Genomic DNA, 26880 nt, shown 5'->3' with positions numbered 1-26880 from the left:
AGCCTAATGACGAATGCCTATAGTCATTAACGTCTCTGCTACGAGGGGAAATGGGGAGCTTCGGCTCCCTTTTTTTATGCCGATTTTTCTTATTTCTTCGTGCCGATTCTAAAGGATGTTATCCTTCATCTATATTGCGCAGGATGGTAAGACAATACAAAAACATTCCCCCTTTAGTAACATGTTGATCAGCGAGGCTTCACCCTTGACCGAAGTAAAACGACCAAAAGATCAGTTGAAAGCGCATATCCGAGCTCAAAACCAAACGCTCATTTTAGAAACCTCGGAGCGTGTTTTTGCACGACAAGGTCTGGCTAAAACCACAACTCAGATGATTGCTGATGAAGCTGGTCTGCCAAAGGCCAATGTTCATTACTACTATCGCTCTAAAAAAGACCTTCTAGAAGCGGTATTAGAGCGCATTCTTCGTCTTTGGTTAGATTCCGTCAGCGAGTTTAATGTTGAAGAGGGGCCTAAGCACAACCTGACGCGCTACATTAGTGAAAAAATAGATCAATCCCGTACTAATAAAAATGCCTCAAAGATTTTTGCAATGGCGTTAATTGGCGAAGAAATTTTTGTCTTAGATTATCTTAAAAGTTTATTTGTTACTGAGTTAAGTCGTGAAAAGGCGACCATTCAGGTTTGGGTGGATAAAGGCTTGATGCGTCCTGTTTCAACAGAACATCTATTTATTAGTATTTGGGCGATGACTCAGACTTACGCAGATTTTGATGCGCAAGTTAAAATAATGCTGCAGAAAGATGAGTTAGAAGAAAGTGACTATGAAGAAGCAAAGCAGTTTATTACTAGAATGGTGTTAGCTGGTTGCGGTGTTGTTGAGCAACCGTTGTAAATTGATGGAGAGCTAGGCATGACATTAGAAAGCGGAATTACGTTTTTTCTCGCTATTTTTATTTTTGGCATTACTCCAGGCCCTGGGGTTTTTGCGATTTTGGCAAGAAGTATTTCTAGAGGTGCGAGAGCGAGTTTTTCTCTAAGCCTTGGTATGGTAATGAGTGATATCGTTTATTTAGTGATGGCATGTTACGGTTTGGCGGCTATTGCAGCGGCTTGGGAAGAGGTATTTCTTGTCATACGTTATGCTGGTGCCGCTTACCTTATTTATTTGGGATGGAAAATGTGGGTGTCGCCAGTTTCAACAATGTCTTCGGGTGATAATCTACAAGAAGCGAATAATGAGATCGCAAGCTTTGTCCAAGGTTTTATGATTTCAGCTTCTAACCCTAAAGTTATACTCTTTTATGTCGCTTTTCTGCCGACATTTATGGATTTAACTGTTTTAAGTGCGATGGATATAGTGTTTGCGTCGCTTCTTACTTTTGTGGCGTTGTTACTTGGTTTGACTGCGATTTCTATTGGCGCTTCTCAGGCAAGACGTTTCATGAAGTCTGAGCGTTCTATGAAAACATTGAATAAAACGGCGGGTGGCATCATGGCAAGTGCTGGTGCGTTTTTGGCTCTTAAGAGTTAACAGTTATAATTTTTTGCTCGCTTCTTAATAACAAAAAAGCCGCCTTTTTATGCAATTAAAAGACGGCTTTTTATTTGCTTTGTAAATGATTAGCGCGTGCCGTAAATTCGGTCGCCAGCATCGCCAACACCTGGACGAATGTAAGCGTGCTCGTCAAGACCACGGTCAATTGAACCAATGTACATGGCAACGTCTGGGTGTGCTTCTTTAAATGCTTCAATGCCTTCTGGCGCAGCAAATAGGCAGATGAAGCGAATATCTGTTGCACCCATTTCCTTCATTTTGTCGATGGCCATAATAGCTGAGTTGCCCGTTGCTAGCATTGGGTCAACCACAATAATGGTACGTTCATTCACTGAATGTGGCATTTTTAGGTAGTATTCAACAGGCTGTTTTGTTTCCGGGTCGCGATACAAGCCAACGTGACCTACACGTGCACTAGGCGACAATTTTAGTACGCCCTCTGCAAGTCCATTACCTGCTCTCATTATTGTCACAATACAAAGCTTTTTGCCCTTTAGAACTGGGCACATGGCTTTTTCTAAAGGTGTTTCAATTTCAACGTCGGTTGTTTCTAGATCGCGCGTAGCTTCGTAGCCAATCAATGTCCCTAGCTCTTCTACTAACATACGAAATTCACGGGTACTGGTGTTCTTATCGCGAAGACTGGTTAATTTGTGTTTAACAAAAGGGTGTTTAATCACAAATATATCGTTGTAAGCATTAAGGAGTTCATCGCGGGTCATTAGCCTTTCCTTTTTTGTAACTCTGGGTCGAGAGTGTGAAATTGAGCGAGTTCTACATTTATCATGGTCCTTATAATAACACTAAGTCGGAATAGGCCAAATAACTAATCCTGTCCTATGGGTTAGTTTGTTTCTTGAAGTGAGTAAGCATTTGGGAAAGTCGCCTATGGTATTGTTTTCGGCAATATCGTCATTACATAAGGTGTATCCATAGAAAAATGCCAATAAAAAATTGTCATAGACATTTCTAGCGAAAAATACATATTTATTGAGAAGTTTATTATGAGTGATGACGAACAATACTTAGATACACAAGAAGACCAAGTAGAAGTAACAGAAGAAGATGGTGTTGTGATTAGTGACCCAAGAGGTCTTGCTCTTCCTGATGATGTTTTACCTGAAACGTTGTTTATCTTACCTATTTCAAGCCGCCCATTTTTTCCAGCACAGGTTCAACCCGTTATGGTTGATGCCGAGCAGTGGGAGGATACGCTAGAGCGAATCGCAGAACATCCTCAAGCGGTTGTTGGCCTAGTTTATGCGGACAAGAAAACGAAAAAAGCACCTTCAGTTGACGAATTTCGTTCAATTGGCTGTGTTGCAAGAGTACATAAAGCCGAGAAGCAAAACGATAAGTTGACCTTTTTGGCTCAAGGTGTAAAGCGTTTTGAAGTGATAGAATGGTTAAGTGAAGAAGCGCCTTATTTGGCTCGCGTTCGTTACATTAATGATGTGAAGTCTAATGACGATGAGTCGAAAGCTTATTCCATTGCCATTCTAGATGCGATTAAACAACTGATTCGTTTAAACCCTTTGTTTAGCGAAGATTTAAGACAGTATCTAGGTCGATTCTCATTTAATGAATCGGGCTTGTTGGCAGACTTTGCTGCATCTATTACCTCTGCGGATTCGGAAGATTTGTATGATGTATTGGCTACTATTCCGGTAAATGCTCGTATGCATTTAGCGCTTACCTTGCTGAGAAAAGAGCTTGAAATTGCGCGCTTGCAGAATGAAATTAGCGCCGAAGTGAACGATAAAATAAGTAAGCATCAGCGAGACTTTTTCCTAAAAGAGCAATTGAAAATCATCCAGAAAGAGCTGGGTATTTCAAAAGATGACCGCACTTCTGATGTCGAAACATTCGAGGCTCGCTTAGAAGGTAAAACCTTACCTAAAGCCGTGAATGATAAAATTCAAGAAGAGCTTCATAAACTGAGTATTCTTGAAACAGGTTCTCCTGAGTACGGCGTGACGCGTAATTATTTAGATTGGGCGACGTCTTTACCATGGGGGGTTCACTCAAAAGATAACTTGGATATTAAATTAGCCCGTGAGGTTCTGGAATCTCATCATGCAGGTCTTGGCGACATAAAAGACCGCATTGTTGAATTCTTAGCTTTGGGTGCGCACCGCGGCGAAATGGGCGGCAGCATTTTACTGCTGGTCGGTCCTCCTGGGGTTGGTAAAACGTCCATTGGTAAGTCTATTGCGGAGTCTCTAAACCGTAAGTTCTATCGCTTTAGTCTTGGCGGCATGCGAGATGAGGCCGAAATAAAAGGCCATCGTCGTACCTATATTGGCGCTTTGCCGGGTAAATTCGTTCAAGCACTAAAAGATGTCGAGGTAGAAAATCCTGTCATCATGTTGGATGAGATCGACAAAATTGGCTCTTCTTTCCAAGGTGATCCAGCGTCATCTTTATTGGAGGCACTTGACCCTGAACAGAACGTTGAGTTTCTCGACCACTATTTGGATATGCGTATCGATCTATCTAAGGCGTTGTTTATTTGTACGGCAAATCAGTTAGATACGATCCCTGCGCCTTTGTTAGATCGAATGGATGTTATTCGGTTGTCTGGTTACATTGGTGATGAAAAACTAGCAATTGCTAAGCAGCATTTATGGCCTAAATTGCTAAAGAAAAACAAGTTGATGAAGAAACAGCTGAATATCACTGATGCTGCGTTACGTCATATTATTGAGCATTATGCTCGTGAGGCAGGGGTTCGTGGTTTAGATAAACTATTGCAAAAAGTCTTGCGCAAGAGTGTTGTTGAGTTAATGACTGGCGAAAAAGAGCACATCAATGTTGGTGTGAAAGACGTAGAGACGTTATTGGGGATGCCTTATTTCCGACCTGAGAAAACATTACAAGGCGTTGGTGTGGTGACTGGCTTGGCTTGGACTTCTATGGGCGGAGCGACGTTGCCAATTGAAGCCAATAAAGTCCATGAACTAACACGTGGCTTAAAACTCACTGGTAAACTCGGTGATGTAATGAAAGAGTCTGCTGAGATCGCGTATTCCTACGTTTTTTCTCATGCAAAGAGTTATCAAAAACATCCAGAATTCTTTGATAAAAGTTTAGTGCATTTGCATGTTCCTGAAGGCGCTACGCCAAAAGATGGGCCAAGCGCGGGTATTTCCATGGCGACGGCATTATTGTCCTTAGCGAAAGGGGAGCCGGTTCGACGTGGGTTGGCTATGACGGGGGAATTGACGCTCACCGGTCAGGTTTTAGCGGTTGGTGGTATCCGCGAGAAAATAATCGCAGCTAAGCGTAGTAAAATTAGTGAGGTAATTTTACCTGAGCCAAATCGTCGTGATTTTGAAGAATTGCCTGAATCTGTCAAAGATGGGATGACGGTGCATTTTGCCGAACGCTTTGTCGATGTTGAAAAAATCGTTTTTAATCGATCAAATAACGATCTTCATTAGGTTATCCACAATGTAAGCATTTTCTCAAATCGTCATACATGAGAAAATACCTGACCGGACAAGTGCTTGCTTGTCCGGTTTTTTATTTTTGGGCGCGTTTTTTTGCGTTTTATTGTCGCGCGGTCAATGCGTCATTTTTAGGGGAAACAAATGCCTGGTCCGGGAAAGCTTACAGAAGGTTCAACCTTTAAACATGTCGTTAGCATGTCAGCCACCGGTGCGTTTGGTCTAATGTGCATGTTTTTGGTCGATTTGGTCGACATGCTTTTCCTTTCTATGTTGGGCGAGAAGGAAGCGGTAGCTGCTGTAGGTTTTGCTAGCACCATCATGTTTTTTACCATCTCTTTGAGCATTGCTGTTTCTATTGCGGCAACAGCTTTGGTATCAAGAGCTGTTGGTGAAGGACAGATCGAGTTAGCTAAACGTCGTGCAGTCAATGTGCTGGCGTTTGGTATTTTCTTTTCGACCGGAGTTGTCTGGCTTTTATGGCCTAATATTCCTCATATCCTTTTGTATATTGGTGCCACAGGGCGAACACTCGATTTAGCAACAGGGTATCTGCAGATCTTGGTCATCGGCATGCCTGCGGTCATGATTGGCATGATTGGCTCTGGCATTATGCGAGCGCTAGGCGATGCCCGTCGTGCCATGTACGCCACCATGGTTGGTGGTTTGGTCAATGCGCTATTGGACCCTATTTTTATTTTCGCTTTCGGGTTGGGCGTGCAAGGCGCGGCCATAGCCTCTTTGATTGCGCGTTTTTCCATGGTTGCTGTGTCGTATTATGGCGTGGTTCATATCCATAAGATGCTTGGCGAATTTGATTTAATGGACTTCTTCAAAGACGTTAAATCGATTTCCATGATCGCCATTCCTGCCATGTTAACGAATATGTCCTCGCCGTTAGCAAATGCTATTGTGATGGAGCATACAGCGTCGTTTGGCGATGATGCTGTAGCGGCTGTGGCCGTTATTGGGCGAATTATTCCTGTGGTGTTTGGTGGAATATTTGCTTTATCTGGCGCTGTTGGGCCTATACTGGGCCAGAATTATGGGGCAGGGCGCTTTGACAGAATGCACAGTGCGATCAGTAGTGCCGTGGTTTATGCTCTAGGTTATTGCCTCGTCTTGTGCTTCTGCCTTTATCAAATGCAAGATTGGCTGGTATCAGTATTTCATGCCTCTCAAGGAAGCGCAGATCTGATTCGGTTTTTTGCTACTTTTGTGTCTTTTAGCTTTTTCTTTCAGAGTCTATTGTTTATTGCGATTGCTGTTTTTAATAATCTTGGTAAACCCTTGAATAGCACCTTGTTGAACTTTGGTCGCGCAACATTAGGTACATGGCCACTGATTACCATTTTCTCTCTTTTTATGGGGGCAGAGGGGATACTTTTCGGACAAGCCGTTGGATCCGTTATCTTTGGTTGTTTGGGTTTTTATATGGCTAGAAACTACATTACAGAGCTGGAAGAGAAAGAGGCTCGTGAAATCTTGCCTACAAATAATCACAGTTATGATGAAATAATTTAAAAACTTTCTCTTTTAACCTTCTGCCTTAATAGCCCAGAGTAAAAACTCTTGATTACCGTCACCACCTTTTATTGGGCTTTCTATATAGCACTTCACTTCGAATCCTAATGAAGTGACAAAGGCTTTTATGTCTTGCTCAAGCCGATTTACACGCTGCTTGTCTTTTACTATTCCACCTTTGCCAATGAATTCTTTTCCTACTTCAAATTGAGGTTTTACTAATGTAATCAGGTGGCCTGCTTCACTTAGTAAATTTGGTAGCTGAGGCAAAATTTTAGTCTGCGATATAAAAGAAACATCCATGACGACAAGATCAAAACCGTTTGCTGGAAAGTGTCCATTTAGATCGTTAATACTCAAGTTTCGAGCATTAATTCCTTCTAGGCAGGTTATATTGTGATTATTACGCAGGCTAGGGTCTAGTTGTCCGTGCCCTACCTCAACTCCGACAACATGCGCTGCGCCATGCTGAATTGCACAATCACTAAAGCCACCGGTAGATTGGCCGATATCTAATACAAGGAAACCTTCGATATTTAGTTGTGTATGTAACAAAGCACCTTCAAGTTTCAAAGCACCACGGGAAACGTATTTGTCGGCTTTGTCTGAGGTTACGGTCAGCTCAATGTCTGATGGCAGTTTTATGCTAGGCTTGGTGGCTTTTATCCACTTTTCGTTTTGTTTGTATGAGACTCGTCCTTCACTGATAAAGATTTGTGCTTGCGAGCGAGATTTAGCAAGGCCTTGCTCGGTAAGAATTAGGTCGATACGTAACATAGAAAACTCAGTAGTAAGATAATTGTCGCGAATGTTAGCAAAAAATGAATAATCAAAGTAGATTTAAAAGAAACAGAAAGGGTCTGTTTTATGACCACTGACGATTGTCTGAGGAAAGCCTGTGCTATTAAAAACACTGATTAATACAAATGAACTGGCCCTATTGCTTGGGCAGCCGAATGTGGTTGTTTTAGATTGTCGGTTCTATTTGACCGATCATGCTAAAGGTAAATCGGAATACGATAACGGTCATATTCCTGGCGCTATTTTTGTGGATGTTCATCATGAGTTGGCAGCACCAGAGACGGAATTGACTGGTCGACATCCTCTACCGGACGAAGTCGTTTTTTCAGAGAAATTACAGGCTTGGGGAATAGATCTCAATACTCAAGTTGTTGTATACGACGATATGGGCGGGGCGATTGCCGCACGCGCCTGGTGGATGCTTAGCCAGCAAAATATTGATGTACGTGTTTTAAATGGTGGCTTTCCTGCATGGTTGAGAGAGGGTAGAGATGTTTCATTGACTCCAGTCATAGCAAAAGCGTCATCTAATAAAGTTGAGGTTTCATTTCCTTGGGCGATTAGTGAGCAAGCGATAGTTGAAAACTTTGAGACGAATCAATTTCAGCTGGTGGATGCTAGAGCGTCAGATCGTTTTAATGGTGAAAATGAAACCATGGATCCTATTGCTGGGCATATTCCCGGGGCGATTAATCGTCCATTTTCAGATAATTTAGATGCAGATGCTTGTTTTAAACCTGCGGAACAATTGCATGTAGAGTGGCAAGACTGGTTATCCGGTAGTAGTGATACGTATGTATATTATTGTGGATCCGGTGTGACGGCTTGTCATAATGTCTTGGCATTAAATTATGCAGGCATAGAAGCAAAGCAAGTTTATGTTGGGTCGTGGAGTCAATGGTCGAAAAGAATGCTGCGAGCGGTTGCATTGTGATAATGTTTTTTTAGTGCCATCCATGCCGATAAACTTAGCCTCTTTAATAGAGGCTAAGTGACGTAGTAAGGCACATGTTATTTCGGAGTTGCACCCGCTATGAAAATTTGTACTTGTTGATGTGTCTCCCCCCAAATGTGTGATTTAACTGCAAGTAGGAAGTGCTCCGCTTCTTTTAGTGTCACAATACCATCCATTAATTTGATGCCTATGCCTTCTTGTGTGAAGAAAAAATGCCAAGTGTGTTTGTCTATGATGGCTTCGCCTTCGCCATTATCATAGCTGACTTGCTGAAAAGGGTAATCACTGGGAATAAAGCAGGAAAGCTCTTGTCCTGATTCTCCATAGTTAAGATCAGGGATATAGCCTTGACGATCTACCAGTTCAAACTTCATATAGAACTCCTTGTTTTTTATTAAGATTAGCTGTGGTGTTCTCGATTTGCTGTATTTCTTGATGTAATTAATGAAAAAAGCGCATTTTGGCGTTTTTAATTATGGTGCAAACTGTAAAATAGCCTCTTTAGAGCGTAAATTCTATCTTTAAAGTCAAAAGGTGATCTGAATGAAAATAGCTATGCTAGGAGCTGGCTATGTTGGGTTTTCTAGTACTCCGTTAATAGCAAAGTGTAATGAGCTCGTCGCCTTGGACATTGCCTCTTAGAGGGTCTATATACTTAATAAGAAGCCGTACTTTCATTTAAAGATGACGGGTTGAGAATCACTTGGCTGAGTAAAAATTATTTCTTATAACTGCAATACGTTAGTAATTTATGAAGCTATATCAGAGTAATGTAGCTAACCGAGTCATGGATGATCTACTTGATATGAAAAATGAAGTCTAGAAAAATTCAATTGTTATAGGCGATTGATTACAGACTAGCTTTTTTATTTTTTAATAAAATTATTTGGTTTTATAGCATGGCTCTTGGTAATAAACGTTCAGTTTTTGGTTATTTTCTAATAATAAACATACTTTTCTCTATTCTTTTGGCTATAAGATATTTTTTATTTTTGCCTGAGTTTCCTGCTGATGTCTTAGGTGCTTCTTTTATTGTCACGAGCTTAATCGGGCAGATGGCGTTACTCGGTGGAATATTGGGGTTATTTGCCTTTTTTTTGGTCTTTTTACCTAGAAAACTTTTTTATCTAGTAGCTGGTTTTTTAGCGTCTGCATCCTTGTTTTTGCTGTTGATTGATACCTTTGTGTTCGCCCAATATCGCTTCCATATCAATGAAGTTGTTCTTAAATTAGTGTTATCCGGTGATGTGGTTGATTTTTCTATTATTACTTGGTTTGTTGCCGCTGTTAGTTTTTTGGCTATATTTTTAATTGAATATGCACTACTAAACTTTCTAAGTGCTAGATCTGCTACTTGGATTAAAAAAAGATATTTCGCCTGCTTGTTTATCTTGTGTTTTTTTGCGAGTAATTTTATTCATATATGGGCCGCTGCGAATGCTTACCAACCCGTTACAATAAGCAAAAGCTATCTACCTTTATTTCAGCCTGCGACGGCAAATAATTTTATGCGTCAATACGGCTGGATTGATGAGGAGGCACTGAAGCGGCAAAAAGTATTGTCTTTAAAAGTGGCTAGTAACCTTAATTATCCAATTGGAAGACTTAATACTGTTGCTGTTGATAAACCCGTGAATATCATGTTTTTGGTGGTTGATTCATGGCGTTTTGATACTTTTAATGCTGATAATACTCCTAGCATGTGGGCTTATGCTCAAAATGGTGCTTCTTTTGAAAATCATATATCTACTGGGAATAATACTCGTACTGGGATTTTTGGTCTTTTTTATGGTCTACCAGGGACATATTGGCAAAGCATACTGTCGAATCAAAAATCACCTGTTTTTATTGATCGCCTTCAGGCGTTGGACTATCAGCTAGGTATTTTTACTTCGGCTTCGTTGACTGATCCTGAATTTAATCAAACTGTCTTTACTAAAGTGAATGACTTGCGTTTAAGGTCAGAAGGGCGTTCACCTGCTGAAAGAGATGGCAAGCTGACGGAAGGTTGGTTGCAATGGTATCAGCACAGAGATAAATCTAAACCTGCATTTTCATTTCTTTTCTATGATGCTCCGCATGGTTACGATTTTCCGAAAGATTACGGAAAAAAATACGAGCCAATGCTAAGTGAAGTGAATTACTTGACTCTCAATAATGATACAGATCCAACATTGTTTATGAATAGATATAAGACAAGCGTTCATTATGTGGATGATTTAGCAAAAAAAGTGTTGAATGAGTTAAAAACAACGGGAGATGCAGATAATACGGTTGTAATTATAACTGGTGATCATGCGCAAGAACTGAATGACAATAAACTAAACTATTGGGGGCACAACAGTAATTTTACGCCAGCGCAAACACATGTACCATTTGTTATGGTTGGACCTAATATTGGAAGGCTAAAAGAAGGTTTAGGCTCTATAACCAGTCATGAAGATGTTGTTCCGACGTTAATGAAAAACTATCTTGGCGTTACCAGTTCCTTAGATACTTATTCGGTAGGTATTGATCTTTTAGGTGAAAGTGAGGAACGAGATTGGGTGTTGTCTTCAAGTTATGCTAGTTATGCCTTGATTACTCATGACAGTATTTTAGAGGTTGGGGCGAGTGGACAATATAAAATCTATGATTTAACCAATCGGGTGAAAAAAGGTGCCGAGCCTAATTATGTATTTTTAAAAGATGCACTGGATAGTGTGAGTCGGTTTAGGAAATAATTAACGCACTGTTTGGTATCGTCCGTTCTTCGAGAGTAACGGCTTGAGGTTATCCCTCAGGCCGTTATTTTTTCATAGAGTGATAAATATCTTTCTGCCATTTTTTGTGGCGTATAGTTTTCGATTTGTTTTTTGGCACCCTCAATTAATTTCATTTGAAGGGCTTTGTCATTGGAAAGTTTTATGATGGCATCAGCTAGTGCAGAGCTGTCATTTGGTTCGACAAGTAACCCTGTCTCGTTATCAATGACAATATCTGGAATGCCGCCAACATTAGAGGCAATGATAGGTACACCTGCATCCATCACATCTAATAAAGTTGAGCCTAAACCTTCATTTCTAGAAGGGAAGGCAAAGAGGTCGAAGTAAGGTAAATAGTCCCCAATCTTCGGCTTAAATCCCATCCATGTGATGTTTTTAATACCTTTGGATAAAGATTCAAGTTCTTCTTTGTCTGCTCCATCACCGAAAAAAACGATATGTAGATCCGGATGGTTTTTTTCTAACAATATTGCTGCTTCTATAAGAACTTTTTGTCCCTTATGTTTATCAACTAATGCGCCTACATGGCCAATAATCGTTTTTCCTGGAAAAGTACTTCGAAAGCTTTCACCTTCTTTTTGATCAACTTCTAAGTGAGCGAGAGTGCTTGGAATTTGATAAACCTCTCCCCATTGCTTATCGCGAAGTTGATTCGCAATAATCGTTGAAATACCAACCAATGCTGATGCATTGTTGTAGGTTTTTTTGTTTAACCATTTATCTTTTACGATTGCATCAACACGTCGAGTAATAATATAGGGTGTATTTCTAAGGAGCTTGTGTAGATAAGCCCAGTGAACGGCCTTTGCTTCATGCGCATGGACGATATCAGCATGAGGTGCGGCATAATGTCCCGATAGCTGGTTGTTTGCTGTAACAAAAGAGAGGTTCTCCACGTCCGCAAGTCTAGTGCGAAGGGGAGACTCTTCACGACATGCAAGTAACTGCCGTGTATTAAAGTGCTTTGCTAGGGCTCTTATAAGAAGTTCTGTTTGTCTTTCTCCACCACGGAAACCTTTAGCGAGATTGACATGAAGTACAGTTAGCATTTTACTCAAGGTGTATCGCCTGTTTGGTTACCAAATGTTTTTAAAGTCGTCTTGTTTTGTGACGCTAGGGTCACGTTGATATTCAAGAAGCTTAGCGTACTTTAGATAGCTGTTGACTGCTGAACTTAGTGCTACTGTCATTCCATCTACACCTCCCATAAAACCTCTTTGAAAAATGTATTTACGGATAAAAGCATTCAGACCATGTGTAAAAGGAGAGAAAGAATTTGCTCTTTTGCCTTTTGCATACATGATTTTAGCGGCTCTTCCGCTGAAGTTTCGGCCGGGCTTAGCAAACAGTTCACCGATATTCTTAAAAGAATAGTGGATAATATCAGCGTCAATATCTTTAACATTTTTTGTTTGCACGCTGGCGTGCTGCTTCACATCAGCAAAACGAGTTTTGTCTGTATTGTATAAGCGGATGCAACGGTCTGGATACCAGCCGCAGTGCTTTATCCAGCGGTTACCAATCATATTCTGTCGGCGAAATGAATAGCCTTCAATATTGGTAGACTCTAAATCCAGCTGCTGAATAGCTTGAGTCATTTCTGATGTTAGACGCTCATCGGCATCTAAGCTCAAAACCCATTTATTTTGGGTGTGATTTAGAGCAACATTTTTTTGAATACCATCGCCTAAATAAGGTTGATTGACTATGGTTGCACCTAAGCTTTTAGCAATTTCGATGGTACTGTCAGTGCTGCCTGAGTCTACCACGATTATTTCATCGCAAACGGTTTGCATCGATTCTATACAAGCAGCAATGTTTTTTTCTTCATTTAGGGTGATGATGTTGCCTGAAATTTTCATACTTGGCTCTTCAATAAATTAATAGCGTATTCGGTTACGGTTTCTGTGGTGATGGTTTTGATGTCATGACCTTTTTTAGGGAAAATTGTCCCCGATTTTTTATGACTAAGAAACCACTCTGTATTAGGTTCTCTAAAGATGCCAACAAAGGGTTTTTGTAAGCACTGAGCAACGTGAGATGGTCCACAATCATTTGCGATCGTTAGGTCACAGTGATTCACTAGCTTTGCAATATCGTGAAGACAGATGTTTACGTGCAGAGATAAATTTTCAGAATTTAGCTCTTTTACGTATTGAATTTCTTTGTTTTCATCAGGGCCTAATAAAATATGGAGGTGGTATTTTTTTCCTATTGCATTGGTAATGGATTCGACAGCAATAAGAAACTTTTCAATTCCCCATTTCTTTATTTCTCCTGCACCACCGCCTGGCATAATAAGTACACTAAACTCTTCTTTTTCTAGGTGGAGTTTAGAGCCTTCTGCTAGTGCGATAAATGGAGCGGCAAGAGCTTCTAATAAGGCGTGTTCTTCTTTTATGAAAATTTTTAGATAGCCAAGAGCTCTATATTCTTTTTTGCATAAAATGTTATGTTTTTCAGAAAGTAAGTTGGTAAGAAAATCATTTTTGACTAATTCGAAAGCTCTACCATTTTTGGTGAGCTTATAAAAAATGATAGGTAGGCGATCGCTCGGTCTTAAATTGAGAAGGTTATCGCAATGTCTAAGCTTCTTGAGTTCTTCGAATTTATTTTTCGAGTGGATGCATTCTTCTATCCAAGGGAGTTGATTGTAAATCCATGCCACATCATTTTTAGCTAAAAGGGTGATTGGCTCTTGATTGCCATAGTTATTGAAGAAATAAAACAGCACAGGAATACTGGTTATCTGAGCTCCAAAATGTGGTCTATTTCTGAGCAATGCAAGATTCATTGTGTAATGACAGTCCTTATAATCATGTCAGGAGTTAGTTGATTCTGACAGTTAGTGTGCTCCAGCGGGCAAGTCCGTTTAAAGCAAGGGGAGCATTCAAGGTGAAGGTTATGAATGGTTTTATTGTCTGTAAGTGGTGGCGTAAATAACTCGCTTGTTGAGCCATAAATTCCATGTACTTCTGTGCCGACGGCTGCCGCAATGTGCATTAAACCAGAGTCATTACTGACAGCTTTGTCAGCTATTGCGAGTAAATCTATTGCGTCCACTAATTGGGTTTTTCCACATAGATTTACGGCAAATTCGCCAAGATTACTTGTGATTTCTTCGCCGTTGTCTTGGTCTTTTGGTCCGCCCAATACCCAGATTTGATAGCCCGCTTCAATAGCGCTTTTAGCCAGTTCATGGAAATAAGCAATAGGCCATTGTTTAGATGGGCCAAATTCTGCGCCAGCCATAAGTGCGATAGCGGGTCTATTCGATAAATTATATTGTTTGAAAAGGCTTTTTTGATTATCTGGATCAACGGATAAAGCGGGAGACGGAATATCCATTGGTGGATAGGCTAGTTCATTAGGTAACCCTAAAGACGTAAAACGCTTTACCGTTTGATTTAAAATATTTTTATCTAGCTTGCGACGTTCGTTAAGTAATATATAACGCTGTTCACCAGTAAAACCAACGCGATGCGGAACCTTTGCAAAAAAGGGCACCAAGGCTGATTTCCATGAGCGAGGCATCACGATGGCATGATCATAATGCTCTGAGCGAAGTGAATGTCCTAGTTTGCGACGTGTGCTTATTCCCCATTCACCATGGCCAGTAGGGAGAGAAATAGCCCGTCGTACTTGTGGCATTCTGGCCAAAATAGGCAATGACCAATTTGGACCAATGACATCTATGACAGCCTCTTCATCACGCTGCTTTAGAGTAATGAAGAGGCTTTGAGCCATAACCATATCGCCAACCCAAGATGGCCCAACAATTAAATATTTAGCCATTAGTATCAAGCCAACCTAGGTAGTCTTGAACGCCTTGGGCTAGTCCGCGGAAGTTTCCTTCATAGCCAGCTTCGCGAAGCTTGCTGATGTCCGCTTCAGTAAAGCTTTGATAAGCGCCTTTTAAATGCTCAGGGAAAGGGATGTATTCAATTTCGCCTTTTTCATAATGGGCAATGACCGTTTCAGCTATTGTGCGGAAAGGTTCTGCTTTACCTGTGCCTAGGTTGAATATTCCTGATTTTTCTGGGTTTTCTAGGAACCAAAGTTTGGTATTAACTAGATCTTCAACATAGATGAAATCTCGGCTTTGACCGCCTGCTTCGTAACCATCGTATGCACCAAAGAGTTTTGGGTTTTCCCCTGCAAGTACTTGATTACGAAGGTGAAATGCGACACTGGCCATGCTGCCTTTATGTTGTTCACGAGGCCCATATACGTTGAAATAGCGGAAGCCAACAATTTGACTTTTCGCTTTTGGTAAAACCGCTCGAATATATTGGTCAAATTGAAACTTTGAGTAGGCGTACATGTTAAGCGGTTTTTCGTTTTCACGGGATTCTTGAAAAATGGGGCCGGAACCATAAACAGAGGCGGAAGATGCATAAGAAAATGGTGCTTCGTGTTTTAAACAGAAATCTAACACAGCTTTTGAATATTGATAATTTACGTCCATGACATATTTACCGTTCCATTCAGTGGTTGCTGAACAAGCACCTTCATGAAAAACAGCAATAGGATTAATGTTTAATGTGTCGTTCTTGATAGCGTCCAAAAAATCATACATATCCATGTAATCTGCAATATCAAGATCAGACAGGTTTAGACATTTTTTTCCGTCTGTTAAATCGTCTACCAAAAGGATGTTCTTGATACCTTTGTTGTTTAAGGCTTTGATTATATTGCTGCCAATGAATCCGGCACCACCTGTTACTATATACATAATTTATGTGTCCTATTTTGTCTTTGTAAGTTTAGCTCTAAATACGTCAGCTCTAAACTCAAAAAGAATCCTGAAAATCGTTGTTTGCTTTTGCCCATGCTATCACTTCTGTTAGACCGAGAAAAATATGATAGCTGCTGGTTCCGGGGAGCGGAAAGTCCTTTGGCGAGTTATCTTCATTAAGATACTCATTCCAACGGCCATTCGGTAGCAAATAGTGTTGCTGAATAAAATAGATAGCCTTCTCTAATCGGTCTATTTTCTCTTCTTTACCAATTGGCATCACTGTGATGGCTTTTATATATTCGGTGATTGGCCAGATACGCTTTTCTTTATCGATAGGCTGCTTTTTATCTCCGTCTATTTGATTATAAATGCCACCATTGTTTGCAAGTCCATGTCTAGTTGCTGTTAACCATAGCTGTTGTGCTAAATCAGTATAGTCGGAATTAGGGATTATTTTATTTGCTTGGTAGAGCAACCAGACCCATTCGAAGTGGTGTCCAGGTTCTACTTGATTGCCTGTGTTAGGGTCAAGACTCCAATCAGCACTGAAAAACTCACGTAGCGTCTTTGTTTCTTTGTGGTAAAAATGCTCGAGTGCCAATGAAAGTAGAGACTGGATGGCCACTTTATAATCGTTATCATGGGTTTCTTTGAAGGCGGCGACATAACCTTCTAGCAAATGCATGTGTGGGTTTTGGCGGCGAATTTGCGTGTTATCAACTGGATAAGATTCATAAAAACCGCCGGATTCTGCTTGCATCTTCTCCAACAAAAACAAGTGTGTTTTTTTCATATAAAGAATAGCGCGATCATCCTTCGTTACCTGATGGTAATAGCTAAAAGAGAGCAATACAAAGGCGAGAGCGTAAGCATCAGATTGCCCATCTTTTACAGAAAGGTTGTCGTTTAACGAAAAAATCCAGCGATCATCAACAAAATAATGAGACGTGATAAAGTCGAAAAGAGGCGTTAGCTTTACTTGCCACTCAGGCAAATTTTTTATCTGGCAAGCATGACTAAAAGTATATAACTGACGGCATTGAGTTAATAAACGAACACGACCAAGGGAGTTGTTGCTCCAGTCATGTTTCATGCTTTCGTAACTGTGGCCATCTTCCTTGTTGATACCATAACGAGACCAATTGTTTAAAAGTTCATCAAATAAGAACGATTGGCTAGATAATAGAGCGGAATTCAGCATTGTGTAAAAGCCTTATTTCGTATGTTTTAGGTATGTCCAACTTGGCGAGGGAGTATGATAAGATGAGTGCCTCTAAAAATCGATTATTATGTGGCTATGAACTCTTCGTATCTAAATTTTAAAGATAAACACATCCTTGTTGTTGGGGATGTTATGTTAGATCGCTATTGGCATGGCGGCACCTCACGCATTTCTCCTGAAGCTCCTGTTCAAGTCGTCAAGGTTTCTAATATTGAAGATCGTCCAGGTGGTGCGGCAAACGTTGCGCTTGGCTTAGCCAAATTGGGCGTCTCTGTAACACTAGTTGGTGTGGTCGGTAACGACGAAAATGCCGAGGTGTTGACTCGTTGCTTAGAAGAGGTGGGCGTTACTTGCCGGTTTGTTCGCTCAGAAACCTTACCAACCATTACCAAATTACGCGTGATGAGTCGTCATCAACAGCTTATTCGCTTAGATTTTGAAGAGCGTGAAGACAGTCTTTCTCAGAATGAAGCATTGGCAAAAGTCGTCGAAGAGTGTTTGCCCGAATCAGATGCCGTCATTTTTTCTGATTATGCAAAAGGCTGTCTTGCAGATGTTCAGACATTAATAAAACTCTCAAATATCGCGAAAGTACCAAGTTTTGTTGACCCTAAAGGTGATGACTTCTCAATCTATCAAGGGGCGACCTTAGTTAAGCCGAACCTTCTAGAATTCGAAATGATTGTGGGTAAATGCCGTTCAACGAAAGAATTGGAGGAGAAAGCTAAAGCTCTGCGCGAGCAATTTGGCTGGAAAGCTTTGCTAGTGACTCGTGGTGAAGATGGTTTGATTTTGTTGAGTGACGATAAACCACCGTTTTCATTAGCGACAGCAGCCAAAGAAGTGTTTGATGTTACCGGTGCTGGCGATACCGTTGTTGCGGTTTTAACTGCGGTTTATGTAACGAGTAAGCGTTTTATTGACGCGGTTGAATACGCCAATCAAGCGGCAGGTTATGTGGTCGGAAAACTGGGTACGGCATCTATTAGTGCCGAGCGACTAGATGCCATTATGTTTCAGCGTTCACACAGCACAAACTTTGGTGTGCTTTCTCCAGAAGATTTGCTTGAGCAAATTAAGCTGGCACAAATGAATGGTGAAAAGATTGTTTTCACAAATGGTTGTTTCGATATTCTTCATCCAGGACACATTGCCTATATGAAGCAGGCGAAAGCGCTAGGAGACCGCTTAATTGTAGCGGTTAATACTGATGCGTCAGTTAAACGGCTTAAAGGTGAAAAACGCCCTATTAATAACTTGATTCATCGTATGTCTGTACTTGAAGGTGTGGGAGCGATTGATTGGGTGACTTGGTTTGACGAAGACACACCAAAAGAAATTATTGAATTTTTAACGCCTGATGTTTTGGTTAAAGGTGGGGATTACACCATAGAAACAATTGTTGGTGCTGATCATGTCTTAGCTCATGGAGGGGAAGTCAAAGTGTTGACTTTTGTTGATGGTTACTCAACCACCTCTATCATCGAAAAAGCGAATTTGTAAATGCAAGATAAAGAAAATATAGAAATCGAAACTGCGGCTCCAAAAGTTCCTGTTTCAGGTATGCAAAACTATTTTCGCCTTTTGAGCTATGTGCGCTCATCTTGGTTGTATTTGCTTCTTAGTATCATAGGTTATGTAATTTATGCTGCGATGGAGCCAGCTTTAGCGGCTTTGTTAAAGCATATTGTTGATGTCGTTTCTGCGGGAAATATTTCAGACAGCCGCTTGTTAATACCTTTGGCTATATTAGGGGTTTTTATTGCTCGAGGAATAGGTACCTTCTTGGGTAGCTATTTTATGGCCAAAGTCGCCAATAACGTAGTTTTTGATTTGCGTACCAGCATGTTTAATAAGCTTGTGCTTTTGCCTTCTGATTATTATCACTCTATTCCTACCGGACGCCTATTAGCTAAGTTGACTTACGATACAGAGCAAGTCATTGGCTCCATCACTCAAGCGATACGTGTTATTTTACGTGAAGGTCTAACTGTTGTTGGTTTGTTTGGTTATATGATCTACATGAACTGGCGACTATCTTTATTATTTTTGGTGGTTGTACCTTTAATTGGTTTGATTGTTTCTTATGCATCAAAGCGGTTTCGCAAATTGAGTACTCGAATTCAGAATGCGATGGGTGGTGTTACTGATGTGGCATCGGAAGCGATTAAAGGCCATGAAGTAGTTAAAATATTTGGTGGTAGCCAATATGAAATAGCACGTTTCCATAAAGCGGCGACAGAAAACCGTCGTTCTCAGTTAAAAATGGAAATGACTAAGTCACTTAATGTGCCTATTGTGCAGTTCATTCTTGCGCTGATGATGGCGACATTAATTTGGTTTGCTTTAAGTCCATCTATTAGTGCTCACATGTCTCCCGGTGACTTTATTGCTTTTATAACAGCTGCAGGTATGTTGGGTAAGCCTATTCGCCAGTTGACTGATGTGAACAGTATTTTGCAAAAAGGCATAGCTGCTTCTTACAGTATTTTTGATTTCTTAGATTTACCTGAAGAAATCGATAAAGGAACGATGTCTATCACTAGCTTAAAGGGGAATATTGAGTGGGATAATATGTCCTTTAAATACGCTGGTGCTGAAAAACAGACCTTAAAAAATATTAATTTGTCTTTGCCAGCAGGAAAAACCTTAGCCTTAGTGGGGCGTTCTGGAAGCGGTAAATCCACGATAGCGAACTTAATTCCTCGCTTTTACGACATCGATGATGGCTCCTTGAGTATCGATGGTGTTCGTATCAATGATTATAAGTTGACTGAACTGCGTTCTAATATCGCTTTGGTAAACCAGCAAGTTGTACTTTTTAATGGCACGATCCGCGATAATATTGCCTACGGCTATTTGCGTGATACCAGTGTAGAAGAGGTTATTGAAGCCGCGAAAGCGGCAAATGCGTGGGACTTCATTCAAGAGCTTGATCATGGCTTAGACACTATGGTTGGCGAAAATGGTGTGCTGTTATCTGGTGGTCAGCGTCAACGTATTGCGATAGCGCGAGCTATTTTGAAAAATGCACCGATTTTGATTTTAGATGAAGCAACGTCAGCATTGGATACAGAATCAGAGCGAGCAATTCAGACAGCTCTGGATGGTTTAATGGAAAACCGTACGACCATTGCCATTGCCCATCGATTATCAACCATTGAAAATGCCGATATTATTGCAGTTGTGGATCACGGTGAGATTATTGAAAAAGGCTCGCATCGTGAGTTGTTAGCGATGAATGGTGCTTATGCGCAGCTCCATAATCAGCAATTTAGTGAGATAGCCGATTAATCATGTGGTTGTATCGTTCTTTATTGGTTTTATTGACGCCGGTGATTTTATCGAAAATCCGGCGTTTTAAGAAAACCTACCAGCATTATCGTTCGAAAGAGGCGTTTGGTTTTTGGCCCTCTGTTGAAGCTGATTTATGGATTCATTGTGCGTCTGTAGGTGAGGTGCTTGCTGTGCGTCCATTGGTGCTTCAGTGGCGTGAAAAATACCCTACACATCGCTTATTAATCACCACCATGACTCCCACCGGTGCTGAACAAGTAGTAAAAACCTTCCCATTTGCCGAGCATAGATATTTACCTATGGATTGGCCCTCAAGTGTTAAAAGGGCGCTAAAAAAACTGACTTGCAAGCATTTATTGATTGTTGAGACTGAGCTTTGGCCTAACTTATTGCAACAGGCTAAAAAGTTAGGGCTGCGTATTGAGGTAGTAAATGCACGTTTGAGTGAGCGTTCTTTTCAGCGCTATCAGAAGTTTTCGACTATTTCTAAACCCTTATTTGCTTTACCTGATTGTTTTTTGGCTCATGCACAAGCAGATGCAGTGCGTTTTGAGGCGTTAGGCGCAAAAAAGGTAATGGTAACTGGAAGTATTAAATTTGATCTTGCCGTGCCGCCAGAGGTGTTTGAAGCTAATTGGCGTAGACAGTTAGGTTCTCGATTTGTCTGGGTGGGTGGAAGTACTCATCAAGGCGAAGATGAAATGCTGTTGCGAGTTCATAAGACACTGTTGCAAAAATACCCTGATGCATTGTTGATACTAGTTCCTCGTCATCCGGAACGCTTTGAAGTGGTAAAAGCCTTAGCGATGAAGTCTTTTGAGCGCGTCGCTCTTCGTACCCAAGCGCCACTTGATCAATGGACTAATTTTGATGTGGTGATTGGCGACTCTATGGGTGAATTAATGAATTACTACCAAGCTTCTGATATGGCTTTTGTGGGTGGTAGCTTGATTAAACGTGGTGGTCATAACCCGATTGAGCCAGCGTTACTTGGTAAGGCTATTTTGGTTGGCCCATACACCTTTAATTTTCAGGATATTACCGAGCAACTTTTGCAGGTGAATGGGGCCATTCGTTGCCAAGACGAATTGCAATTAGAAAAAGTGGTCATGGACCTTGCTGGACAATCATCTCAGCGTTTCCGCCTTGGTCAAACGGCGTTGCGTTTTGCCGAAAAAAATCAAGGTGCTGTCACTAGAGTGCTTGCTGAAATAGACTTCCGTTGATCGACTCTTTACAATAAGCGCACATTATCTCATGGGGTGCTTTAGCATTTAGTAAATGTTAGAGCTGAGAAGCAGATTGTCTGCTAACCCACCGAACCTGATCCAGATCATGCTGGCGTAGGAATCGAGATAGCAAGTTGAACTACCGATATATTTACAGTAGCTCAAATACAATTCTTGCCATTTCCCTGTACGCCGCTCACTTATTTTAGGAGCGACACTTTGAAACCATTTTCGTTAACTTCTCTTTTTTCTGCGGCTGCTGTTAGTTTTGGCGTCATTGTTTCGCCTGTCACATTAGCCATGGATACTCTGAATGTATATACCTATGACGCATTTGCATCCGATTGGGGCCCAGGGCCGAAGATAAAAGCTAATTTCGAAAAAGAGTGCGCCTGCGAAGTAAATTTTGTTGCACTGGATTCTTCGGTTGGTATCTTGTCTCGTGCGCAGCTAGAAGGTAAGTCATCACAAGCTGATGTACTTTTGGGGTTAGATCTGAACTTAATGGAAGCGGCAAAGCAGACAGGCTTATTAGCGAACCATGCTGTTGATACTTCGGCTGTTATTATCGATGGCGGTTGGTCAGATAAAACCTTTGTACCATTTGATCAAGGTCACTTTGCTTTTATTTACAACTCTGAAACACTTCAAAATCCACCAAGCAGTTTGAAAGATATAGTAAATAACCAAAACTTGCGTGTTATTTATCAGGATCCTCGCACAAGCACACCTGGACTTGGTTTGTTGTTATGGATGAAGTCAGTTTACGGTGAAAACGCCGCTGATGCATGGGATAGTCTAGCTTCTCATACGGTGACAGTAACGAAAAGTTGGTCTGATGCCTATGGTTTATTCTTGAAAGGTGAAGCGGATGTTGTGTTGAGTTATACCACGTCTCCTGCTTACCATATTGTTGCAGAAGGGGATAATAAGTATAAAGCAGCCACTGCCAGTGAAGGTCTTTATCCACAAATTGAAGTGGCTGCAATGATGAAAGATGCACCTCATCCAGCTTTGGCGAAGCAGTTTATGCAGTTCATTCTGCACCCTGGTTTCCAGTCAACGGTTGCAACGGGCAACTGGATGCTGCCAGTAGTCAAGCTAGATGAGAAATTACCAGCGGCGTTTGATAGCGCTTTAGAGCCAACAAAGAGTCTCGTCTTGCCTGCAAAAGATGTGGCGCAACATCGTAAAGCTTGGATTGATGAGTGGTTAAATGCCACGACTCGATAATAGGCGTTAAGTGCTTTCTTTTCGAACAGTAAAGAGATTGTTGCCGGCGCTATTGGGTGTCGTTTTTTTCCTATTAATGGGGGCTGCCAGCTTGGCGGCTCTTTTGCGTTATAGCGAATTGCATTCTTGGCTTGGCTACCTGCAACAACCTTACCTTTGGCGGGTTGTTCGTTTTTCCTTATGGCAAGCGCTGCTAAGCAGTAGTATTAGCTTACTTATTGCTATTCCTGTTGCTTCTTGTCTTATTCATCGCCAGTTTTATGGCCGATCTGCTTTACTGCAATTGTTTTCAGTTTCCATGGTGGTGCCAACCATTGTGGCGATTTTAGGCTTGGTGGTTGTCTATGGTCGTACCGGGTGGCTGAATCAGTTGTTTGGGGTGCAAGTTCCCTTGTATGGTTTGGTGGGTATCTTGCTTGCCCATGTATTTTTTAATATGCCGTTGGCCGTACGCCTTTTGTTGCAAGGTTATGACTTAATTCCATCAGGGCAGTGGCGTCAGGCTTCGCAGTTAGGTTTTTCTCGTTGGGCGGCCTTTCGTTGGATTGAATGGCACTACATGAAAAAGGTTCTGCCTGGAGCCTTTGTACTAATTTTCATGTTGTGCTTCTCTAGCTTTGCTGTGGTGTTAAGCTTAGGTGGCGGTCCAAAATATAGCACCTTGGAAGTGGCCATTTATCAGGCGCTTAGATTTGATTTTGACCTCAACAAAGCCAGTTTTTTAGCTTTGCTTCAGGTGTCCATATGCACTTTATTTGCGGTCATTGTGTATCGTATTGCACCGGTTAATCGGCAAGATGTGAGTTTGTTAGCGGTAAAAAGCTACATAATCAAAGACTCATTCTGGGCTAAGTCGGCAGATTTTTTGGCATTGTTCTGTGCGTTTGTATTGGTTATTCCGCCTTTTTTAGCCATTTTTGATCCGATTTTTTCGCCAGTTTTTTTAAATACATTACAGTCTGTTGCTCTATGGAGTGCAGTGTTGGTTTCATTGAAAATTGCGGTTCCTGCAGCGCTGGTGAGTTTGCTGCTTGGTGTCAGTTTCGGTGTGTTGGCGCGGTTCTGTATGGCACGTCAGTATTTTGCTTTTTTACCAAGTAAAATCGAGCATCTGGGAAATATGATTTTAATGGTGCCAGGTTTGGTGATTGCCACAGGTTTGTTTTTGACTTTACGTGATTTTGGCTGGGGGCTGCGGTCGAGTTATTGGATTGTGGTGTGGGTCAATGCGGTTATGGCGCTACCTTTTGTACTGAGAGCTTTGATGCCTGTAATGTATCAACAAGAGCGGCGTTTTCGAAATATTTATCTAAGTTTAGGTATTCAGTCTTGGGCTCGATGGCGTCTGGAGTGGCCGTTGATTAGATCAAGTGTAGCGCAAGCTTTTGGGTATGCTCTTTTGCTTTCTTTGGGGGATATGGGCGTGATTGCGTTATTTGGTAGTCAGGGCTTGGTGTCTTTACCCTTGTATTTGTTTCAATTGATTGGCTCTTATCAGCTGGAAGAGGGCGCCTGTGTTGCTGTGGTATTAATCTCTCTGTGCTTGATCTTGTTTTATTGTTCGTCTCGCTTTATTGGTGGAGTAATGGTTCGTGTTAAAAATTGACCTTCAATATGATTGGGAGAGCTTTCATGCGAATTATTGCGTGGATATTTCCCCTGGTGTCACCACATTACTTGGTGGCAGTGGCGAAGGAAAAAGTACACTTTTACATTTGTTGGGTGGTTTTCTGGCTGGCCGTGGTGAGCTTTTTTTCAACGAAGAGTCTCTGCTTTCTTTGCCTGCTTACGAAAGACCCATTTCGACCTTATTTCAAAGTGACAACTTATTCCCGCAATTAACGGTTTGGCAAAATGTTGCCATTGGATTATCTCCTTCTCTCTCTTTGAATAGTGAGCAAAAAGCAAAAATTCAATGGGCGCTTGAAAAAACGCAACTTGTTGATAAAAAAGACCGCTATCCACAGGCTTTGTCTGGGGGACAAGCACAACGTGTCGCCATTGCACGGGCATTGGTACGAAAAAAGCCGATCCTATTACTTGATGAGCCATTTAGTGCTTTGGATCCTGCTTTACGGGAAGAAATGCTCTACTTGGTTAATGAAGTCACCTTAGAATTAGGCTTAACCACACTATTGGTATCGCATTTGCCACAAGAAGCGAGCTTGGTGGGTGGGCGTGTTATTTTGATTGAGCAGGGGTGTATTACGGCTCATGAACCTGTGTCTGTCTTATCTCAAATCGAACCTCATCCGCTTTTTTCTCGTTATCTTGGTGTGGTTTAGCCTAGTGCGGGAAAGTCTAGTGCTGAAAAGCTAATCGCTCGACAATGTCGCTTGATTGGGTTAAATATTCTTTCTGTTTTTATTCATATAAAAGAGTGACCTTGCATTGGATGATCATGAGTTAGTGAAGAAAGGCATTTTGATGACAATCGCTTATGCGTTTGTTATGTCGCTCACCGCATTGGTAGCCAAGCAGGCTCAAACCATGATCGCAGTATCAACCTTGGTTTTCTGGCAGAGCTTATTTTGCGCCTTAATACTCCTGCCTCAAATGCGAGGGCGTTGGCAAAAACGGCCGCTTTTAATATGGAAAATTCATTTTTTGCGCAGCTTTGGTGGCTTCATTGGTTTTCTTTTTTATTACTGGTCGTTGAATCATATTCCTTTGGTGGAGGCGTCTTTGCTTCGAACTTGCGCGCCATTGTGTGTTCCTTTTATCGTATTAATACTGCATAAAATCAGGATTCCAAGGGCGCGTTGGTTACCGCTTATAATTGGTTTTATTGGTGTGGCATTTGTTATTCACCCTACGCCTGATCATTTGAATCCTTGGCATATTGTTGGCTTTATTTCCGCTATTGGCTTGGCCTTGTCTATGGTGACGACTCGTATGCTTTCTCAGCAAGTATCTGGACAAGAAACTTTATTTGTATACTTTTTCGTGTCGACAGTATTGTCTCTGCCGTTGATGCTGCTGCAGGGAGACTCTTTGATTTTGCCTGTTGCGGTATGGCCGCTGGTGGCTGTGGTCACTGTCACTTTATATGTCGGTATGTATCTTTATAATTTGGCTTATACCTATGCGCCAGCCAGTATTGTTTCACCGATTAGTTATGTTGGTGTTGTGTTTAGTGGATTCTGGGGGTGGGTAGTTTGGGGGCATGTTCCTGATATTTACGCCATTCTTGGAATGCTGTTTATTTTTTCAAGCATTGTGATCAGTACTCGAATGGCGCGAAATAGGGGTTAGGCTGTTTGTTGACGTTTTTTGTTTAATACGGTTGCGACAAAAATGCCGGAAAAGATAAGTGTGATGCCGGCATAGTGAAAGCTAAGTAATTGCTCACCTAAGAAAATAACCGATAGACCAATGCTGAATACTGGTAGTAGGTGTATGAAGTGTCCAGCGGTGGCTGCGCCTAGTTTTTGTACGCCAGTATTCCAGCATAAAAAAGCCCCAATCGAAGCAAATAATCCCATATAGACGATGGCTCCCCAGTTACTTGCTGTGAAGTCAGCTAGTTGGCTGTGTCCAAATAGTAAAAATAGAGGTGCTTGAATCAAGGTCCCTATAATTGCAGTGCAGGCAAAGAAACCGATCAAAGACATTTCTTTGGGGCGCTTTACGATGAGTACTGAATAAATAGCCCAGCTTATAGCCGCGGTAATAATCCATAAGTCGCCTTGTGAAAAACTGAGATGTAAAAAAGTATTTAAACTGCCCCGACTAACAATGGTTATGGCGCCGATGGTCGAAATAAGTATTCCGGTATTTTGTAACCAAGAGGTTTTGTTTCCCAGCAGTAGGCGAGCTGTAATGAGTATCATCACAGGCATAATCGAATTAAGTAATACTGCATTGGTGACGGTTGTGGTTCTCAGTCCTATGTAAAGGAAAAGGTTGTAATTACAAATACCAAGCCAGCCGAAAAGAACAAGTAAAGGCCAGTTTTTGGCGATAATGCTTCGTTCTTGCCAAAGCTTCTTATAAGCAAAAGGCAAAATGATTAGGCAGGCAAGGCTCCAGCGTAAGAAAGAGATTGAAAAAGGGTCAATTCCATTGGAAACGGTCAATCGTCCTAAAATGTAGTTGCCTGACCAGAAAAAAATAGGCGCTAATAGGTAGATGAATGCTGGCAT

Annotated in this window: 23 protein-coding genes and 1 riboswitch; of the genes, 13 read left to right on the top strand and 10 right to left on the bottom strand. The window is 41.4% G+C overall.

What is annotated here, in order from left to right; genetic code table 11:
* Window positions 1-205 precede the first annotated feature (205 nt).
* Both KPL72_RS09110 and KPL72_RS09105 read left to right on the top strand, forming a co-directional pair.
* Complete coding sequence (locus tag KPL72_RS09110; RefSeq protein ID WP_249422168.1) at window positions 206-856, top strand: TetR/AcrR family transcriptional regulator; 651 nt, start codon at window positions 206-208, stop codon at window positions 854-856.
* Window positions 857-874: 18 nt separating this feature from the next.
* On the top strand, window positions 875-1495 hold the full coding sequence (locus KPL72_RS09105; RefSeq protein WP_219702526.1) for a LysE family translocator: 621 nt from the start codon (window positions 875-877) through the stop codon (window positions 1493-1495).
* 89 nt (window positions 1496-1584) lie between these two features.
* On the opposite strand, the gene upp is transcribed toward KPL72_RS09105, so the two are convergent.
* Window positions 1585-2241, bottom strand: a complete 657-nt coding sequence (gene upp, locus KPL72_RS09100; RefSeq protein ID WP_219702525.1) for a uracil phosphoribosyltransferase — start codon at window positions 2239-2241, stop codon at window positions 1585-1587.
* Window positions 2242-2523: 282 nt separating this feature from the next.
* Between upp and lon the strand changes: the two genes are divergently transcribed.
* On the top strand, window positions 2524-4962 hold the full coding sequence (gene lon, locus KPL72_RS09095; protein WP_219702524.1) for an endopeptidase La: 2439 nt from the start codon (window positions 2524-2526) through the stop codon (window positions 4960-4962).
* 150 nt (window positions 4963-5112) lie between these two features.
* A complete protein-coding gene (locus KPL72_RS09090) occupies window positions 5113-6492 on the top strand; it encodes an MATE family efflux transporter (RefSeq protein ID WP_212916201.1) in 1380 nt (459 codons plus the stop codon).
* Window positions 6493-6504: 12 nt separating this feature from the next.
* Here the strand turns inward: KPL72_RS09090 and KPL72_RS09085 are convergent, their stop codons facing one another.
* Window positions 6505-7269 carry a TlyA family RNA methyltransferase gene (locus tag KPL72_RS09085; protein WP_219702523.1) on the bottom strand — a complete coding sequence of 255 codons (765 nt, stop codon included), beginning with the start codon at window positions 7267-7269 and terminating at the stop codon, window positions 6505-6507.
* A gap of 121 nt (window positions 7270-7390) precedes the next feature.
* Between KPL72_RS09085 and KPL72_RS09080 the strand changes: the two genes are divergently transcribed.
* A complete protein-coding gene (locus KPL72_RS09080; protein WP_219702522.1) occupies window positions 7391-8227 on the top strand; it encodes a sulfurtransferase in 837 nt (278 codons plus the stop codon).
* 77 nt (window positions 8228-8304) lie between these two features.
* On the opposite strand, the gene KPL72_RS09075 is transcribed toward KPL72_RS09080, so the two are convergent.
* The gene (locus KPL72_RS09075; protein WP_219702521.1) at window positions 8305-8622 is read right to left on the bottom strand and encodes a hypothetical protein; all 318 of its coding nucleotides are present in this window, start codon (window positions 8620-8622) and stop codon (window positions 8305-8307) included.
* Window positions 8623-9147: 525 nt separating this feature from the next.
* Here KPL72_RS09075 and KPL72_RS09070 point away from each other — a divergent pair.
* A complete protein-coding gene (locus KPL72_RS09070; RefSeq protein ID WP_219702520.1) occupies window positions 9148-10971 on the top strand; it encodes a DUF3413 domain-containing protein in 1824 nt (607 codons plus the stop codon).
* 56 nt (window positions 10972-11027) lie between these two features.
* On the opposite strand, the gene KPL72_RS09065 is transcribed toward KPL72_RS09070, so the two are convergent.
* The 6 genes from KPL72_RS09065 to KPL72_RS09040 are packed head-to-tail and all read right to left on the bottom strand — an operon-like array spanning window position 11028 to window position 16955.
* Window positions 11028-12062: a glycosyltransferase family 4 protein gene (locus KPL72_RS09065; RefSeq protein WP_219702596.1), complete on the bottom strand. Its 1035-nt coding sequence runs from the start codon at window positions 12060-12062 to the stop codon at window positions 11028-11030.
* 27 nt (window positions 12063-12089) lie between these two features.
* The gene (locus KPL72_RS09060; protein ID WP_212916196.1) at window positions 12090-12875 is read right to left on the bottom strand and encodes a glycosyltransferase family 2 protein; all 786 of its coding nucleotides are present in this window, start codon (window positions 12873-12875) and stop codon (window positions 12090-12092) included.
* Complete coding sequence (locus KPL72_RS09055) at window positions 12872-13807, bottom strand: glycosyltransferase family 9 protein (protein ID WP_219702519.1); 936 nt, start codon at window positions 13805-13807, stop codon at window positions 12872-12874. Before KPL72_RS09055 ends, KPL72_RS09060 begins: the two co-directional genes overlap by 4 nt.
* A complete protein-coding gene (waaF, locus tag KPL72_RS09050) occupies window positions 13804-14808 on the bottom strand; it encodes a lipopolysaccharide heptosyltransferase II (RefSeq protein WP_219702518.1) in 1005 nt (334 codons plus the stop codon). The genes KPL72_RS09055 and waaF overlap by 4 nt, the downstream gene beginning before the upstream one ends.
* Complete coding sequence (gene rfaD / locus KPL72_RS09045; RefSeq protein WP_219702517.1) at window positions 14801-15748, bottom strand: ADP-glyceromanno-heptose 6-epimerase; 948 nt, start codon at window positions 15746-15748, stop codon at window positions 14801-14803. Before rfaD ends, waaF begins: the two co-directional genes overlap by 8 nt.
* 58 nt (window positions 15749-15806) lie before the next feature.
* Entirely contained in the window at window positions 15807-16955 is a 1149-nt protein-coding gene (locus tag KPL72_RS09040) for an AGE family epimerase/isomerase (protein WP_219702516.1), read from the bottom strand.
* Between the two features lie 96 nt (window positions 16956-17051).
* Here KPL72_RS09040 and hldE point away from each other — a divergent pair, with 96 nt between their 5' ends.
* From hldE to KPL72_RS09005, 7 genes are all read left to right on the top strand, one after another.
* Entirely contained in the window at window positions 17052-18479 is a 1428-nt protein-coding gene (gene hldE, locus KPL72_RS09035) for a bifunctional D-glycero-beta-D-manno-heptose-7-phosphate kinase/D-glycero-beta-D-manno-heptose 1-phosphate adenylyltransferase HldE (RefSeq protein WP_212916191.1), read from the top strand.
* Window positions 18480-20270, top strand: coding sequence for a lipid A export permease/ATP-binding protein MsbA (gene msbA, locus KPL72_RS09030; RefSeq protein WP_219702515.1), 1791 nt, complete (start codon window positions 18480-18482; stop codon window positions 20268-20270).
* Window positions 20271-20272: 2 nt separating this feature from the next.
* Window positions 20273-21499, top strand: coding sequence for a 3-deoxy-D-manno-octulosonic acid transferase (locus KPL72_RS09025; RefSeq protein ID WP_219702514.1), 1227 nt, complete (start codon window positions 20273-20275; stop codon window positions 21497-21499).
* 22 nt (window positions 21500-21521) lie between these two features.
* A riboswitch (TPP riboswitch) is annotated at window positions 21522-21641 on the top strand.
* 80 nt (window positions 21642-21721) lie between these two features.
* Entirely contained in the window at window positions 21722-22735 is a 1014-nt protein-coding gene (thiB, locus tag KPL72_RS09020) for a thiamine ABC transporter substrate binding subunit (RefSeq protein WP_219702513.1), read from the top strand.
* A gap of 10 nt (window positions 22736-22745) precedes the next feature.
* The gene (thiP, locus tag KPL72_RS09015; protein ID WP_346729507.1) at window positions 22746-24341 is read left to right on the top strand and encodes a thiamine/thiamine pyrophosphate ABC transporter permease; all 1596 of its coding nucleotides are present in this window, start codon (window positions 22746-22748) and stop codon (window positions 24339-24341) included.
* Window positions 24328-25020, top strand: coding sequence for a thiamine ABC transporter ATP-binding protein (locus KPL72_RS09010; RefSeq protein ID WP_219702512.1), 693 nt, complete (start codon window positions 24328-24330; stop codon window positions 25018-25020). The genes thiP and KPL72_RS09010 overlap by 14 nt, the downstream gene beginning before the upstream one ends.
* A gap of 106 nt (window positions 25021-25126) precedes the next feature.
* Window positions 25127-25990 carry a DMT family transporter gene (locus KPL72_RS09005; protein WP_219702511.1) on the top strand — a complete coding sequence of 288 codons (864 nt, stop codon included), beginning with the start codon at window positions 25127-25129 and terminating at the stop codon, window positions 25988-25990.
* On the opposite strand, the gene KPL72_RS09000 is transcribed toward KPL72_RS09005, so the two are convergent.
* The gene (locus KPL72_RS09000; protein ID WP_219702510.1) at window positions 25987-26880 is read right to left on the bottom strand and encodes a DMT family transporter; all 894 of its coding nucleotides are present in this window, start codon (window positions 26878-26880) and stop codon (window positions 25987-25989) included. The genes KPL72_RS09005 and KPL72_RS09000 overlap by 4 nt on opposite strands.

This window comes from Marinomonas lutimaris (genome assembly GCF_019426345.1).
GTDB classification, from domain to species: Bacteria; Pseudomonadota; Gammaproteobacteria; order Pseudomonadales; family Marinomonadaceae; genus Marinomonas; species Marinomonas lutimaris.
The sequence above is the reverse complement of the archived record's forward strand: the minus strand, read 5'-3'. Positions and strand labels throughout refer to the sequence as shown.

What these genes read in the sequence shown, in the direction of transcription:
- waaF (WP_219702518.1), bottom strand. Translation starts at nt 14,808, where the DNA reads ATGGCTAAATATTTAATTGTTGGGCCATCTTGGGTTGGCGATATGGTT.
- KPL72_RS09085 (WP_219702523.1), bottom strand. Translation starts at nt 7,269, where the DNA reads ATGTTACGTATCGACCTAATTCTTACCGAGCAAGGCCTTGCTAAATCT.
- KPL72_RS09060 (WP_212916196.1), bottom strand. Translation starts at nt 12,875, where the DNA reads ATGAAAATTTCAGGCAACATCATCACCCTAAATGAAGAAAAAAACATT.
- KPL72_RS09000 (WP_219702510.1), bottom strand. Translation starts at nt 26,880, where the DNA reads ATGCCAGCATTCATCTACCTATTAGCGCCTATTTTTTTCTGGTCAGGC.
- upp (WP_219702525.1), bottom strand. Translation starts at nt 2,241, where the DNA reads ATGACCCGCGATGAACTCCTTAATGCTTACAACGATATATTTGTGATT.
- KPL72_RS09065 (WP_219702596.1), bottom strand. Translation starts at nt 12,062, where the DNA reads ATGCTAACTGTACTTCATGTCAATCTCGCTAAAGGTTTCCGTGGTGGA.
- KPL72_RS09055 (WP_219702519.1), bottom strand. Translation starts at nt 13,807, where the DNA reads ATGAATCTTGCATTGCTCAGAAATAGACCACATTTTGGAGCTCAGATA.
- msbA (WP_219702515.1), top strand. Translation starts at nt 18,480, where the DNA reads ATGCAAGATAAAGAAAATATAGAAATCGAAACTGCGGCTCCAAAAGTT.
- lon (WP_219702524.1), top strand. Translation starts at nt 2,524, where the DNA reads ATGAGTGATGACGAACAATACTTAGATACACAAGAAGACCAAGTAGAA.
- KPL72_RS09040 (WP_219702516.1), bottom strand. Translation starts at nt 16,955, where the DNA reads ATGCTGAATTCCGCTCTATTATCTAGCCAATCGTTCTTATTTGATGAA.
- KPL72_RS09025 (WP_219702514.1), top strand. Translation starts at nt 20,273, where the DNA reads ATGTGGTTGTATCGTTCTTTATTGGTTTTATTGACGCCGGTGATTTTA.
- KPL72_RS09105 (WP_219702526.1), top strand. Translation starts at nt 875, where the DNA reads ATGACATTAGAAAGCGGAATTACGTTTTTTCTCGCTATTTTTATTTTT.
- rfaD (WP_219702517.1), bottom strand. Translation starts at nt 15,748, where the DNA reads ATGTATATAGTAACAGGTGGTGCCGGATTCATTGGCAGCAATATAATC.
- KPL72_RS09070 (WP_219702520.1), top strand. Translation starts at nt 9,148, where the DNA reads ATGGCTCTTGGTAATAAACGTTCAGTTTTTGGTTATTTTCTAATAATA.
- KPL72_RS09075 (WP_219702521.1), bottom strand. Translation starts at nt 8,622, where the DNA reads ATGAAGTTTGAACTGGTAGATCGTCAAGGCTATATCCCTGATCTTAAC.
- hldE (WP_212916191.1), top strand. Translation starts at nt 17,052, where the DNA reads ATGAACTCTTCGTATCTAAATTTTAAAGATAAACACATCCTTGTTGTT.
- KPL72_RS09090 (WP_212916201.1), top strand. Translation starts at nt 5,113, where the DNA reads ATGCCTGGTCCGGGAAAGCTTACAGAAGGTTCAACCTTTAAACATGTC.